11 protein-coding genes and 4 pseudogenes are annotated in these 13,349 nt (G+C 68.1%); 11 read left to right on the forward strand and 4 right to left on the reverse strand.

Translation table 11 applies throughout. The features are described 5' to 3' along the window. Positions 1–33: 33 nt before the first annotated feature. Entirely contained in the window at positions 34–495 is a 462-nt protein-coding gene (locus X946_RS06120; RefSeq protein ID WP_038744888.1) for a cupin domain-containing protein, read from the reverse strand. 164 nt (positions 496–659) lie between these two features. Between X946_RS06120 and X946_RS06125 the strand changes: the two genes are divergently transcribed. The 6 genes and pseudogenes from X946_RS06125 to X946_RS06145 all read left to right on the forward strand — a co-directional run bounded on the left by X946_RS06125 (position 660) and on the right by X946_RS06145 (position 4,451). Continuing rightward, complete coding sequence (locus X946_RS06125) at positions 660–1,592, forward strand: LysR family transcriptional regulator (protein ID WP_038744889.1); 933 nt, start codon at positions 660–662, stop codon at positions 1,590–1,592. Between the two features lie 173 nt (positions 1,593–1,765). Further along, positions 1,766–1,981: pseudogene (locus X946_RS06130) on the forward strand (Tn3 family transposase); the annotation flags it as partial. Between the two features lie 63 nt (positions 1,982–2,044). Continuing rightward, positions 2,045–2,140: pseudogene (locus tag X946_RS36820) on the forward strand (ATP-binding cassette domain-containing protein); the annotation flags it as partial. Positions 2,141–2,204: 64 nt separating this feature from the next. Then, a pseudogene (locus X946_RS06135) lies at positions 2,205–2,810 on the forward strand (AAA family ATPase); the annotation flags it as partial. Between the two features lie 151 nt (positions 2,811–2,961). Further along, positions 2,962–3,384, forward strand: a complete 423-nt coding sequence (locus X946_RS06140; RefSeq protein WP_226383215.1) for a VRR-NUC domain-containing protein — start codon at positions 2,962–2,964, stop codon at positions 3,382–3,384. A 2-nt stretch (positions 3,385–3,386) separates the two neighbouring features. Then, positions 3,387–4,451, forward strand: coding sequence for a type VI immunity family protein (locus X946_RS06145; RefSeq protein ID WP_038744891.1), 1,065 nt, complete (start codon positions 3,387–3,389; stop codon positions 4,449–4,451). Between the two features lie 86 nt (positions 4,452–4,537). On the opposite strand, the gene X946_RS30415 is transcribed toward X946_RS06145, so the two are convergent. Then, positions 4,538–4,897 (reverse strand): hypothetical protein, encoded by a 360-nt coding sequence (locus tag X946_RS30415; RefSeq protein ID WP_226383206.1) that lies wholly within the window; start codon positions 4,895–4,897, stop codon positions 4,538–4,540. Between the two features lie 186 nt (positions 4,898–5,083). Here X946_RS30415 and X946_RS36075 point away from each other — a divergent pair. After that, positions 5,084–5,242: pseudogene (locus X946_RS36075) on the forward strand (ISNCY family transposase); the annotation flags it as partial. 211 nt (positions 5,243–5,453) lie between these two features. On the opposite strand, the gene X946_RS06150 reads toward X946_RS36075, so the two are convergent. After that, on the reverse strand, positions 5,454–5,783 hold the full coding sequence (locus X946_RS06150) for an H-NS histone family protein (protein WP_038744892.1): 330 nt from the start codon (positions 5,781–5,783) through the stop codon (positions 5,454–5,456). A gap of 61 nt (positions 5,784–5,844) precedes the next feature. Further along, on the reverse strand, positions 5,845–6,312 hold the full coding sequence (locus tag X946_RS06155) for a ProQ/FinO family protein (RefSeq protein WP_038744893.1): 468 nt from the start codon (positions 6,310–6,312) through the stop codon (positions 5,845–5,847). A 576-nt stretch (positions 6,313–6,888) separates the two neighbouring features. Between X946_RS06155 and X946_RS06160 the strand changes: the two genes are divergently transcribed. From X946_RS06160 to X946_RS06175, 4 genes are all read left to right on the forward strand, one after another. Then, entirely contained in the window at positions 6,889–7,650 is a 762-nt protein-coding gene (locus tag X946_RS06160; RefSeq protein WP_038744894.1) for a 2-keto-4-pentenoate hydratase, read from the forward strand. 437 nt (positions 7,651–8,087) lie between these two features. Then, complete coding sequence (locus X946_RS06165) at positions 8,088–8,663, forward strand: DUF2760 domain-containing protein (RefSeq protein ID WP_038744895.1); 576 nt, start codon at positions 8,088–8,090, stop codon at positions 8,661–8,663. After that, on the forward strand, positions 8,660–10,507 hold the full coding sequence (locus tag X946_RS06170) for an Hsp70 family protein (RefSeq protein WP_038744896.1): 1,848 nt from the start codon (positions 8,660–8,662) through the stop codon (positions 10,505–10,507). Before X946_RS06165 ends, X946_RS06170 begins: the two co-directional genes overlap by 4 nt. 3 nt (positions 10,508–10,510) lie before the next feature. Then, complete coding sequence (locus tag X946_RS06175) at positions 10,511–13,330, forward strand: Hsp70 family protein (protein WP_038744897.1); 2,820 nt, start codon at positions 10,511–10,513, stop codon at positions 13,328–13,330. The last annotated feature ends 19 nt before the right edge of the window (positions 13,331–13,349 follow it).

Here is a 13,349-nt window from a genome sequence, read left to right on the forward strand (position 1 = left end):
CAGGGTGAAACGGGCCGGCCGGCTGGCCGGCGCTCAGTCTTCGCCGGCCGGGATCGTCAGCGGCGCGCCGGGCGTGCCGGCATAGAACACGATTAGCTCGGCGGGCTCGTTGCCGGTCTCGCCGCGATGGGCGCCATCGACCATTTCCGGCACCACGTCGCCCGGGCCGAGCGCCAGCCGCTTGCCGTCGCTTCGGCGTACGGCGGTCAGGTGGCCCGACAGCACGTAGCCGATGTTGATCGACGGATGCGTATGCCAGGGCAGTACGGCGTGCGGCGGGAGGGTGTAGCGGACGACCGTCACTTCCGGCTGATGTATCGGGTATGCGCGATACGGCGAGCCGTCCCACGCGTGCGTGGTTTGCAATAGCACCGTTTCGGCGGCGCGGGGGCGGGCGTCGGACGCTTGCGCGAGCGCGGGCGACGACGTACCGGCAATGATCGACGCGGCCGCGGTGGCGGCCCGGAAAGCGACGGAAAACAAGCGCGGCTTCATGGCGTGCGGCCCGTTCGGGCGGATCGTTCAGGACAGCGTCATTGTGCGAAGCGGATCGGCATGCGAATAGCGCCGGTTTGGTTGAAACCGATTCAACTTGACCGACCGGCGTCTCGACGCCATTGATGGACACCCGGACGTTCCGGGTTCGACGGGAGTACCGAATGGATCGTTTGAAGGCGCTGACGGTATTCGTCCGCGTGGCGGTCGCGGGCGGGATCAGCGCGGGCGCCCGCGAGCTCGGCATGACGCCGCAGGCGGTCAGCAAGCAGGTCGCCGCGCTGGAAGCTTTGCTGAACGTGCGGTTGTTCCAGCGCTCGACGCACCGGATCGCGCTGACGGCCGAGGGCGAGCGCCTGCTCGCGCAATGTCGCGGCGCGGTTGGGGAACTGGAGACCGCGCTGCGCATGCTCGACGACGATCGCGCGCAAGCGGTCGGCACGATCCGCGTCGCGGCGCCTTACTCGCTGGCGCGGCGCTTTCTCGCGCCGTTGCTCGGCGAGTTTTGCGATCGGCAGCCGGGCGTCACCGCGGAGCTGATCGTCAGCGACGACATGGCCGATATCGTCGAGCAGCGCATCGACATCGCGGTGCGGACCGGCGATTTGCCCGACAGCGGGCTGGTTGCACGGCGGGTTGCCGATCTGCAACTGGTCGTCTGCGCGGCGCCGGCGTATCTGAGCCGCCACGGCGAGCCGCGCACGATCGATGCATTGCGCGAGCACCGCTGCACCGCGTTCCTGTATCCGCGCACGGGCAAGCCGTTTCCGTGGGAGTTCCTCGTCGACGGCCGCGTCGATACGCAACAGGTCCGCCCGTTCATCGCGACCAACGACATCGACGCGGAACTCGACATCGTGCTGAGCGGCGCCGCGATCGGCCAGTTCTTCGGTTATTCGGTCCACGCGCACGTGCGCGAGGGCCGGCTCGTGCCGCTGCTGACGAAGCATGCGACCTGCCGGTACGGGCTCTACCTGTGCATGCCGCAGCGAACGCATCTGCCGCGACGGAACCGGCTGTTGATGGATTTTCTAGCTACGCGACTAGCCGAACACCCGGAGCTTGCGCCGCTCCCATTGGGGAGCGAGTCGACATGATGCGCCTTGTCAAATCATCAATCGCGTTGGTTCGCCTGACTGCCGATGTACCGGCTCCGGTTGTTTGGACATGCTTTTCAGCTCAGGCGGCCAGCTTCATCAGCTGTTCCTGACAGGCTTCGAGGGGTGATTTGAAGCCCAGCTTTTCCAGATGCCAGCCGCGATTGTAGCGATCCCACCTCGTGGCCAACACGATGATCTCGCACAACGCGCAGTGGATGTCGCGCAAGCTGAAGGAACTGCAGGAAAAGGGCCATCCGATCGACGCCGAGGCCCTCAAAGCGCTGTCCCCGTATCGGCGCGACCCCATCAATCGGCTTGGCGGCTATCTGCTGGACCTGCTACGGCCGTTTTTCCCGCTCGATCCGCCCATCGATTTCTCTTTTTGAATCGGCGGCTTAGTCCGAGATGTGGGGGATTTTTTTCGAATCCCGGCCAACCTTCTCTCGGACGTGAACCTCAAGGTCGAGCCGGGCGAGTTCTGCGTGTTCATCGGTCCGTCGGGCTGCGGCAAGTCGACGCTGCCGCGGATCGTCGCCGGACTCGAGGTGAGGTATCGAAACGATGTCGTGTCGATACCGATTCGATATCTAACAGAGATAGGGGTGGTTGATGATTCTGGCAGTGGGGAACCCGAAGGGCGGCGTCGGCAAGTCGACGACAGCAGTACAACTCGCGCTCGGGCTGGCGCTCGACGGCGCGCGCGTGTGTCTCGTCGACGGCGACAGTCAGCGAACGAGCCTCTCGGCGATCACGGCTCGCGTCAATACGGGTCGACCGTTGATCGCGGCGTCGGCCTATGCCGACGGCGCGACGTTGCGCGCCCAGGTGCTGCAACAGTGCATGCAGTTCGATCATGTCGTGATCGACGTCGGCGGGCGAGACTCCGGGGCATTCAGGGCGGCCCTGACCGTCGCGGACGCGGTGCTGATTCCGGTTCTCCCTCGATCATTCGACGTATGGGCGCTCGACGACATGGCGAAGCTGCTCGACGAGGCGCGCGCCGTGCGCGAGCTGCGCGCATTCGCATTTCTGAACGCCGCGGATGTGCAAGGGGCGGACAATCGCGACGCCGAATCCATCATCGCGGGCTACGCGAACATCGAATTGCCGCCGTGCCGTCTGCATCGTCGCAAGGCGTTTTCGAACGCGAGCGCGGCCGGGCTGCACGTCGAAGAGATGCCGCGCCGTGACACGGTAGCGTGCGCGGAAATCGAATTCGATGCCGACGATTGGAGCCAGCGGCCAGAATTTGAAGCAGCAGTGCGTGAGCGGGCGCCTGAAGGTGGCCGACGCACTCAGCGGCCATCAGAGCCCGTACAAGGCGGAGATCAACTACGATATGACGCGCGATCCACCCGCACCGGTTATGGACTCCGGCGTGCTGACGAAGGCTCACGATTTCCTGCCAGGGTGGATTCAGAAGTACTGGCCCGGTGGGCTACCCGGCTACAAGCCAGGCGTCGGCAACATCCGGCGGCCGGACGTCGTGGTGGTCAACGATCAGTCGCTTCCGCCGACCCAAGACAACCTGAAGAGCGTGGTCGAGGTAAAGTTTCCGGGCGACACGTTCTCCGACATGCAACGGAATGCATACGAGCGGATTGCCGGCGATCCCGCGAAAGTGACGGTGTTGGGCCCCGAGAAATGCGGATGCGGCGACGAATCGCAGCAGCAGCAGGCAGCACCGTCGACATCGAGCGCACTTGATGACCTGACGGAAGGAGCCAGGACTATCCTTCGCAACGGGCCACCCCCGATAATTCCACCTACCCCTGTTCCCGTGTTTTAACGATGAGCGATTACCTTCAGGAGTGGGCGAAAGACCCCTCAAAAGCAGGCACGCTGCCAAATGCGGCGTTCGAGCCCGGCTACCCGCATGACGGCGTAGGTGCGGTCGTGGTGGTGCGCGGCGTGCTTTATTTCAAGGGCGGCTTTTCGCGTGCCGGGCGCGCGGCCATCGTGCAATGCTTCGACCGATACCGCGCGGCGCTGGATGCGCCGTTGAAATGGTATTTCCAAGAGGGGAAAAGGGCCGTGAAATTCGAGAAGGCCCCGCCTCTCGAATCGGTCGCCTCACGCTTGGACGAAGACGAGACATTCACGTTTGCGTTTACCGATGCCGCGACTTCACGCGAAGCGGGCGCACGCCATTTTTCCGCCCTCACTCTGGAGAAGTGGCAAGCCGCGATGGGAACCCGCGGCCTTGACGTGATCACGTTTTCCGTTCCGATTTCTGTTGTGAAATCGAATCCCAACCTGGTTCCGGAGCTCTTTGTCGAGTTTGCCGGGAAGCTCGGCGCGGTTCACGGTCACGCTGGATACGCAGTCAATCTGCCTCCGACGGCGCGAGACGAGAACGAGGGCAGTGAGTATTATTTTTCGCGCACACTCGGCCCCGGACTCGATGTCGGCAATCCGAGTCGCAGCACGTTCCGCGATCTTTTGGACAAGTTGAAGACCGTCGACTGGCTTGTCGCTCTCGGGCCGGAAATGGTTGAAAAGCTAGGCGGGCAACGCGCCATCTCCTTGCCGCCGGACTGGTATCGAACCACGCCTTACGGAGACGGCGGACTCGTTATTCGAGCCGGCGTACTGCCGCGTGCCGGCGCGGAAGACGTTGCGAAGGGGGCCGATGCCGCGTTACCGCCCGCGTACGTTGTCCTGAACGCGGCGCTGAAGCGTGTGATCGCGGAAAGCGTCGGAAGTCTACAGAACGGGACGGCAGCGGGCGACGCGCCGGTCTACAACACCGAAGCGAGTGGCAGCGAATGGCTACACCGATTCGATGTCGATACCGACGAGTTGCTCGAAGCACAGGCGGCCGTGCTGAAGACTCCGCGCTTGCCTCGCGCATAGTGCCGGGTATGGGACATGTGCGCCCGCGCCTGCCGGCTTCCTTGACACTTCATCGATGCGTCCCCCACGCGATCGTCGCGGTCTTGTCAGCGACGTTCCAGCCGCGGACGTACATGGCTCGACAGATACTGCGGCGCGTGCACGCCGACCCACGCGAGAATTTCGGCGGGCGTCACGTCAGGTGTGGACGGATCGGGCTCGATCGTCGATTCGACAGGGATTTCGTCAGCAAGAGCTTGATTTGCCGCTTGCGAAGCGTTTGCCTCGACTTCACGCAGTCGCAACAATTCGACCCGATGCCACGGGATCGGCGAGCGACCGGCAATGTAATTGCGAACGCTCCGCGTGCAACACCGGAGCTTTTCGGCAATTTGGCGGATGGTGAGGCCGTCAGTTAGCGCGAGGAAATCAGGCAGCGCGCCGTGACGGGAAGCGGCGGCATTCATTGGGGAGGACCGCGTTAGATTCTGTAACTATTTGTAAGGCAAAACTGACAGTCAAGCGACGTACCCAAAAGAAATGCCAGTTTCAGCTAGCTTCAGTGATTTGACATAAGGTAAATTATCGGCATATCCGCTTTTCGCCCCGTCGTAAGCTGATCGGCCGCTGGGAATCCAGCGCTGGAGGCTTCGATGGCAGCGACGGAACGGATCATCATGACGATGCGAGAATTGGATCGATCCAAGAAGGCCATTCAGGACGTGGCGGACGGCAAGCTCAAGCCGTGGCGCGTGGCTGAGCGGCTCGGGCTGACGACGCGGCAGATTCGCCGGCTGGTCGGTCGACAGCGCGGGTGCGCAGTTTCTTTCGAGGTCACGACGCCGTCGACGGACGGCATCGCACTGCCGCGCGAATGTCTTGCGCGGGAGCATCGGGCGTGCGAAGACGAGCAATCGTCGCGCGGCCGCAGGCCACGGGTTTCACGGCGAATGCAAGCAACGGCTTTGGGACGATGCCGGACCGCGGCGCTCGGCGCTGCCTGCCGCGTGCGGCCGCCGCCGTCTACGCGTTCTCCCCAGGCCACCATGGCTCAGGCTCCGGCCGGATCAGATAGTCGTCGAGGTTCTTGCCGGTCAGCCATTTCGGGCAGGCGCCGCGGCCCGTCCAGGATTTGCCCGACGACGGATCATAGTATTTCGCCGGCAATTTCTTCGGCTTGTCTTTCACGAAGCCCGCCGCCCGTAGCAGCTCCACCTCCGTGATGTCGTATTGCTTCACCTGTTCCCGAATGGCGGCGAGCACGTCGGCCTTCTCTTTCTTCTTCGCTTCCTCGAGGAGCAAATTGAGGTGGCCGAGCTGCTTTTGCAGCGTCTGAATTTTGCTGGTCGTCACGTGATGTGTGTCTTCAATCGATGCGCTGCCCACCGTTCGGCGGGCACGCGGATGTCGGTCGCTATTGTGGAGCCTGCTCGGGCTTGGCCTGTTGCGGCCGGGGCTTCGCCGGGCGACGCCCCTTCAGCATGCGCGCGCGCTTCGCATCGGCGGCCGATACCTGCCCTGCTTCGCCGCCCGCCAGATCGACGCGCACGGCACCTTCGACGAGGCACGTCCAGTAGCGGTTCCCGCGACACCAAGTCTTCATCGCGTCGCGCAACTCGGCCTCGCTCGACCGGAGCGCCTGCGCCTGGCCGATCAGGTCTTCGAGAATGCCGACCTTCAACGGCACCTTCGGCGCAGGATTGCGCGGAAACGCCAGCGGAAAGCGCTTCTGGAGTTTCGCGATCGTCAGCACCACCGGGTCCGTCGCGCTCGGCGAAGCCGCCGGTTTGGTGTCCCGCTTCTGCGCTTTCTTCTCCGACCGCTCCCGCGCGGCGTCTCTCGCAAGTTGATCGCGCAACGATGCAAGTTGCTCAAAGCCCATAACTTCCAGCCCACTGAAAAATAAGCCGAGATTGTAGCAGCCGACGGCCGGGTGTTTTTGCAATTCCGTCGCCGGGCGTTCATGCCGGCGACGGCGGCGGTTTCCGGCGAAAAGCGCCGGGGCGTCAGGCCGATGGAGCGGCGATCTCGCCGCCGGCGTTGGGGCCGCATGCAGCGCGCGTCTCGCGTGGCCGCCGAGGCCGGGGATTGCGCGCCGGGAGCGTAGCGGAACAAGCCGTGACGGCGAGCGCCCCGTAGCGCTGGCGGCCGTCGTGCGTGCGGCGTGGAGCCGCGTCGAACGGCGCCGAGCGGTGCCGAACGGTGCCTATTGGCAGCAGGCCCGCCCGCATCAGGATGGCATGGCGACGAGCCGGCGCGGCACACATCCGGCGCGCCAGCCGGTGTCGGGTTGTCCGCGATGCCGGCTGGCGGATCGATCCGCGAGCGCATCGATCATGCAATGCCTCGATGCCGCGTGGCCGCCGGGCGATGCGATCGCGATGAAACCGTTATCATCGCTTCCGTTGCGCCGATCCCGGCGTGCTCCCTTTGCCGCCCTTTTCTTCGCGAGAACGACATGACAAACACTCCCGAACGCGTGGACGGCGCCGCGCGGCATCTGGTTGCGGCCCGCCGCGCCGGCGTTGCCGGCGCGCTTCTGCCGGATGCGTGCCGTCCCGACGACATCGAGACGGCGCTCGCGATCCAGCAACGCGTCGCGGAATTGCTCGGCGAGCCGATCGGCGGATGGAAATGCGCGCTGCCGCCGCCGGGCCGGGTCGTCGTCGCGCCGATCTTCGCGTCGACGATCCATGCGTCGGCCGAGCCGTTGCGGGCCGTCGCCGATGCGCGGATGGTCCGGATCGAACCGGAAATCGCGTTCGTGCTCGATCGCGATCTGCCGCCGCGCGACCGGCCTTACGACGAGCACGAGGTGCGCGCCGCGATCCGCGAGGTCCGGCTCGCGCTCGAGGTGCTCGGCTGCCGGTACGCGGAGCCGTCGCGCGCGACCGTGCCGGAGCTGCTCGCGGATGGGCAATTCAATCAGGGCTTGTGCGTCGGCCCGGTCGTGCGCGACGGCCTCCACGCGCCGCTCGATGGCATCGCGCTCGAGTTTCAGGGCGGCGTCGACCGGGCGGCCGATGGCCGCCATCCGGACGGGCATCCGTTCAAGCCTTTGCTGTGGCTCGTGAATTTTCTGGCGGCGCGCGGCGAAACGCTCCACGCGGGACAGATCGTGACCACCGGATCGTATGCGGGGGTGATCGAGGTGCCGCTCGGCAAGGCGTTGACTGTGCGGTTCGGCGAGCTCGGCAGCGTCTCGGTGAAGCTGGCATAAGCGCAGCGCAAGCCCGACGCGCGCGCCCTCGGAGGACATCCGCCGGGCATGCCGCGCGCTTTCGACGAAGGCGGCCGCGCCGGAAACGGCTCGGCTGCGCGATCGCTCGCCCCGGATCGCCCCGGATCGCCCCGAATTGCATGGGATCGCGCTGACTTACGCCGAAGCCGCGCCGAAGCCGCGCCGACACCCGCCCGCGCCTTGCGCCGCATGCGTTCCCGTGCGCGATCGGCGCGAAAAATTCGCAAAAAGCGACCGTTTGCATGCGTGCCTTGGCCGGCTCGACATCAGATCAAGGCAAAATACGGGTTTTGCGCCCGTCGGGCTCAGATACGAGATGCCGGAACAGGATGCGCGACGCCCGCTCGCGGCTCGTCCCGCCCTGCGTCCGGCAGGATAGCTCGCCGTTCAGGCGGGCCCAATGGAGCTTTCTCCTCATGACCGAACCGAACATTTCATTCGCCGGCCGGCTTTCGCTCGCCTTCGGCCTGTTCTTCTCCGTGCTCGGCGACCGCGAGCTCGCGAGCCGCGCACGCCGCCTGCGCGACGGCGAAGCCCCCGCGGCGCCGGCTGCGGCGCCCGTCGCGCCGCCCCAACCCGCGGCGGCGCCCGCGCGCGAGATCGTCAAGGAAGCGACCCCGGACGCGGCGCTCCAGCTGCTCGGGCTGCTCCAGCGCGATGCGCGCCTCATCGACTTCGTCGAAGAGGACATCGCCGGCTATTCCGACGCGGACATCGGCGCCGCCGCGCGCCTCGTGCACGACGGCTGCCGCGCCACGCTGCGCGAGCACTTCGCGATTCGCCCGGTGCGCGACGAGGCCGAAGGCGCGCGCGTGACGATCGGCGAAGGCTTCGACGCGAGCGCGATCCGCCTGACGGGCAACGTCGTCGGCAAGCCGCCGTTCAGCGGCAGCATCAGCCATCGCGGCTGGCGCGTCGACGCCGTCCGGCTGCCGAAGCTGAACCCGGGCCACGACGCGTCGGTCATCGCTCCCGCCGAGGTGGAGCTATGAGCGAGCCGCGTTATTCGATCGGCATCGATCTCGGCACCACGCACTGCGCGCTGTCGTACGTGGATCTCGCGTCGAGCGACGGCGAGAAAACCCGTCTCGACGTGCTGCCCATCGCGCAGTTGACCGCGCCGGGCGCGATCGAGTCGCCGAATCTGCTGCCGTCCTTTCTGTACCTGCCGCATCCGAGCGAGCTCGCGCCGGGCGACCTCGCGCTGCCGTGGGCGCCCGAGCGCGATTTCGCGGTCGGCGAGCTCGCGCGCAGCCGCGGCGCGGGCACGCCGATTCGCCTCGTATCAAGCGCGAAGAGCTGGCTGTGCCATCCGGGCGTCGATCGCCGCGCGGGCATCCTGCCGAGCGACGCGCCGCCGGAAGTCGCGCGCGTGTCGCCGCTCGAAAGCTCGGTGCGCTATCTGACCCATCTGCGCGACGCGTGGAACCACGCGCATCCGGATGCGCCGTTCGATCAGCAGGACGTCACCGTCACGATTCCCGCATCGTTCGATCCGGCCGCGCGCGAGCTGACGGCCGAGGCCGCGCAGGCGGCCGGCTATGCGCGCATGACGCTGCTCGAGGAGCCGCAGGCGGCGCTCTACAGCTGGATCGAGAAAAGCGGCGGCGGATGGCGCAAGGAGGTGAAGGTCGGCGACATCATCCTCGTGGTCGACGTCGGCGGCGGCACGACCGACCTGTCGCTGATCGCGGTCGTCGAGCGCGACGGCAATCTCGAGCTGCATCGCGTCGCGGTCGGCGAACACATCCTGCTCGGCGGCGACAACATGGATCTCGCGCTCGCGCACGTGGTCGCGCGCAAGCTTGCCGCGCAAGGCACGCAGGCGGACCCGTGGCAGTTGCGCGCCCTCACCTACGCGTGCCGCGCCGCGAAGGAGACGCTGCTCGGCGATCCGTCGACGGACGCCGCGCCGCTCGTCGTGCCGAGCCGCGGCTCGAAGCTGATCGGCGGCTCGATCCGCACCGAGCTCACGCGCGCGGAGCTCACGCAGACGATCCTCGAAGGCTTCTTCCCGCAAGTCGACGCGTCGGCGCGGCCCGTGAGCCGCACGCGCGCGGGCTTGACGCAGCTCGGCCTGCCGTACGCGCAGGATGCCGGCGTCACGCGGCACCTCGCGGCGTTTCTCGGCCGGCAGGTGGCGGCGCTCGCGGAACTCGACGGCTTGCGGGACGTGCACGACGCGTCGGCGAGCTTCCTGCATCCGACCGCCGTGCTGTTCAACGGCGGCGTGTTCAAGTCGCCGCTGCTCGTCGAGCGTATTCTCGGCACGCTCAACGGCTGGCTCGCCACCGACGGCGCGGCGCCCGCCCGGCTGCTCGGCGGCGCCGATCTCGACCTCGCGGTGGCGCGCGGCGCCGCGTATTACGGCTACGTGAAGCGCGGCAAAGGCGTACGCATCCGCGGCGGCACGGCGCGCGCGTATTACATCGCGGTCGAATCGGCGATGCCCGCCGTGCCCGGCCTCGAGCCGCCGATCCAGGCGCTGTGCGTCGCGCCGTTCGGCATGGAGGAAGGCTCCGACGCCGCGTTGCCGCCGCAGGAATTCGGCCTCGTGGTCGGCGAACCGGTGCATTTCCGCTTTTTCGGTTCGTCGGTGCGCCGCCAGGATCAGGTCGGCACGCTGCTCGATTTCTGGTCGCCCGACGAACTCCAGGAGCTCGAGGCGATCGAGGCCACGCTGCCGCCCGAGGGGCGCACGCCCGGCGAAATCGTGCCCGTGAAGCTGCATGCGCGCGTGACGGAGGCCGGCACGCTCGAGCTCGAGGCCGTGCAAAGCGGCGCGAACGAGCGCTGGAAAGTCGAATTCGACGTGCGCGGCGGCGCGAATGCGTAACCGATGAAACAGTTCATCGTCGGCATCGATCTCGGGACGAGCAACACCGTCGTCGCGTACGTCGAGGCAGGCGGCGACGCGATTCGCGTGCTCGACGTCGACCAATTGGTCGCGCCGGGCGAGCTCGGCGCGCGGCCGCTGCTGCCGTCGGCGCGCTATCACCCGGTGCCGGGCGAATTCGCGCCCGGCGATCTGCGGCTGCCGTGGCGCGACGCCGAAGCGGCCGACGCCGACGGCGCGCCGCCCGCCGTGATCGGCACGCTCGCGCGCGCGCTCGGCGCGCAGGTGCCGGGCCGGCTCGTGACGAGCGCGAAGAGCTGGCTGTCGCACGCGTCGGTCGATCGTCTCGCGCCGATCCTGCCGTGGGGCGCGGCCGACGCCGACGACAAGGTGTCGCCGGTGGCGGCGAGCGCGAGCTATCTCGCGCACGTGCGCGCCGCGTGGAACCGCCGCTTTCCGGACGCGCCGCTGGAGGCGCAGGACGTCGTGCTCACCGTGCCCGCATCGTTCGACGACGGCGCGCGCGCGCTCACGCTCGAAGCGGCGCGGATCGCGAAGCTGCCCGCGCTGCGCCTGCTCGAGGAGCCGCAGGCCGCGTTCTACGACTGGCTGTTCCATCATCGCGACACGCTGCGCGACGAGCTGGCGCAAACGCGGCTCGTGCTGGTGTGCGACGTCGGCGGCGGGACGACGGATCTCACGCTCGTCAAGGTGCACGTCGAGGGCGGCGAGCCGCAACTGACGCGCATCGGCGTCGGCGATCACTTGATGCTCGGCGGCGACAACATGGATCTCGCGCTCGCGCGCGTTGCGGAGACGCGCATCGCGCAGGACGGCGCGCGCCTGTCGGCGGCGAGCCTGTCGCAGCTCGTCGAGCGGTGCCGCGCGGCGAAGGAGCGCCTGCTCGACGCGGATGCGCCCGACGCGGTCGGCGTGACGCTGCTCGGCTCGGGCGCGCGGCTCGTCGGCGGTGCGCGCAAGACCGAGTTGAGCCGCGACGAGGTCGAGCGGATCGTCGTCGACGGATTCTTCCCCGCTGGCCGCCCCGACGATTTGCCGCGGCGCTCGCGCGCGGCGCTCGTCGAATTCGGCCTGCCCTATGCCGCCGATCCGGCCGTCACGCGGCACGTCGCGGCGTTCCTGCACCGGCTCGCCGCGCAGTCGCGCGACGCGCTCGGCGCGCCGGCGAAGGCCGGCGCAACGGATGCGGCGGATGCAGCGGATGCGGGTTTGCCGATACCCGACACGCTGCTGCTCAACGGCGGCGTGTTCCGCTCGCAGGCGCTCGCCGATCGCCTCGCGGGCGTGCTCGGCGACTGGCGCGGCCAGCCGCTGCACGTGCTGCACAACGATCATCCGGACGTCGCGGTGGCGCGCGGCGCGGTCGCGTACGGGCTCGCGCGCGCCGGGCGGGCGCCGAGGATCGGCGGCGGCTCGCCGCGTAGCTACTTTCTCGTCGTCGACGACGACGGCGACGATGGCGCGCGCGCGTCGCGGGGCGTCTGCGTGCTGCCGCGCGGCACGGCGGAGGGGCACGAGGTGCGCCTCGACGATCGCACGTTCGCGTTGCGGCTCGGCCATCCGGTGCGCTTCCATTTGGTCTCGACCGTTTCCGACCATGCGTGGCGCCCCGGCGAGCTCGCGGATCTCGGCGCGGGCGACTTCGTGCGGCTGCCGCCCGTCGCGACGGTCGTCCGGCAGCAGGACGCGGGCGGGTCGCGCGAGCGGCTCGTCAAGCTGACGACGTCGCTCACCGAGGTCGGCACGCTCGACATGCACTGCATCGCGACGGACGACCCGTCGCAACGCTGGCTTCTCGAATTCCAGTTGCGGCGCGAGCGCGCGCAAGGCGACGCGGCCGACGCGTCGCGCCATCCGTCGCTCGACAAGGCGATCGAGTTGATCGACCGCTCGTTCGGCGCGCGGCTCGCGAACGTCGATCCGAAGGAAGTCCGGCGTCTGCGCGCGCAGCTCGAGCAACTGCTAGGCGCGCGCGAGAACTGGGACATCGCCCTCCTGCGCGAGCTGTTCGGCGCGCTGTGGGAGCGCGCGGGCCGGCGGCGGCGCTCGGCGGACCACGAGCGCGTCTGGCTGAACCTCGCCGGCTATTGCGTGCGGCCGGGCTTCGGCTATCCGCTCGACGACTGGCGCGTCGCGCAGCTCTGGACGCTGTTCGACGACGGCATCCAGTACGTGAACGAGGGGCAGGTCTGGTCGGAATGGTGGACGCTCTGGCGGCGCGCGGCGGGCGGGCTCGACGACGATGCGCAGCGCCAGGCGCTCGACGCGATGGCCTGGCTGCAGGAGGCGGCGGGCGCGAAGCGGCCGAAGCTGCCGTTCGATCCCGCGAAGATCGGCGACATGGACATCGTGCGTCTGTCCGCGTCGCTCGAGCGCGTCGCCGTCGAGCGCAAGATCGAGCTCGGCGAGCGGCTGCTCGAACGGCTGCGGCGGCCGGCCGAGAATCACCAGTGCTGGTGGGCGATCGGGCGCATCGGCGCGCGGCGGCCGCTGTACGGCAGCGCGCACGGCGTGGTGCCGCCTGACGTGGCGAGCCGCTGGCTGGACGCGATCCTCGCCATCGACTGGAAGAAGGTCGAGCCGGCCGCGTTCGCGGCCGTGCAGATCGCGCGCATGACGGGCGACCGGACGAACGACCTTGCGCTCGACGTGCGCGAGCCGGTCGTGCGCCGGCTCGCGGCGATCAACGCGCCGGATGCGTGGCTGCGGATGGTGCGCGAGGTCGTGACGCTCGACAACGCGGACACCGGCCGCGCGTTCGGCGAATCGCTGCCGGCCGGGCTGAAGCTCGTCGCCGGCTGACCGATCGGGGCGGCCGGCG

Source organism: Burkholderia sp. ABCPW 111 (assembly GCF_000773065.1).
GTDB lineage: Bacteria > Pseudomonadota > Gammaproteobacteria > Burkholderiales > Burkholderiaceae > Burkholderia > Burkholderia savannae.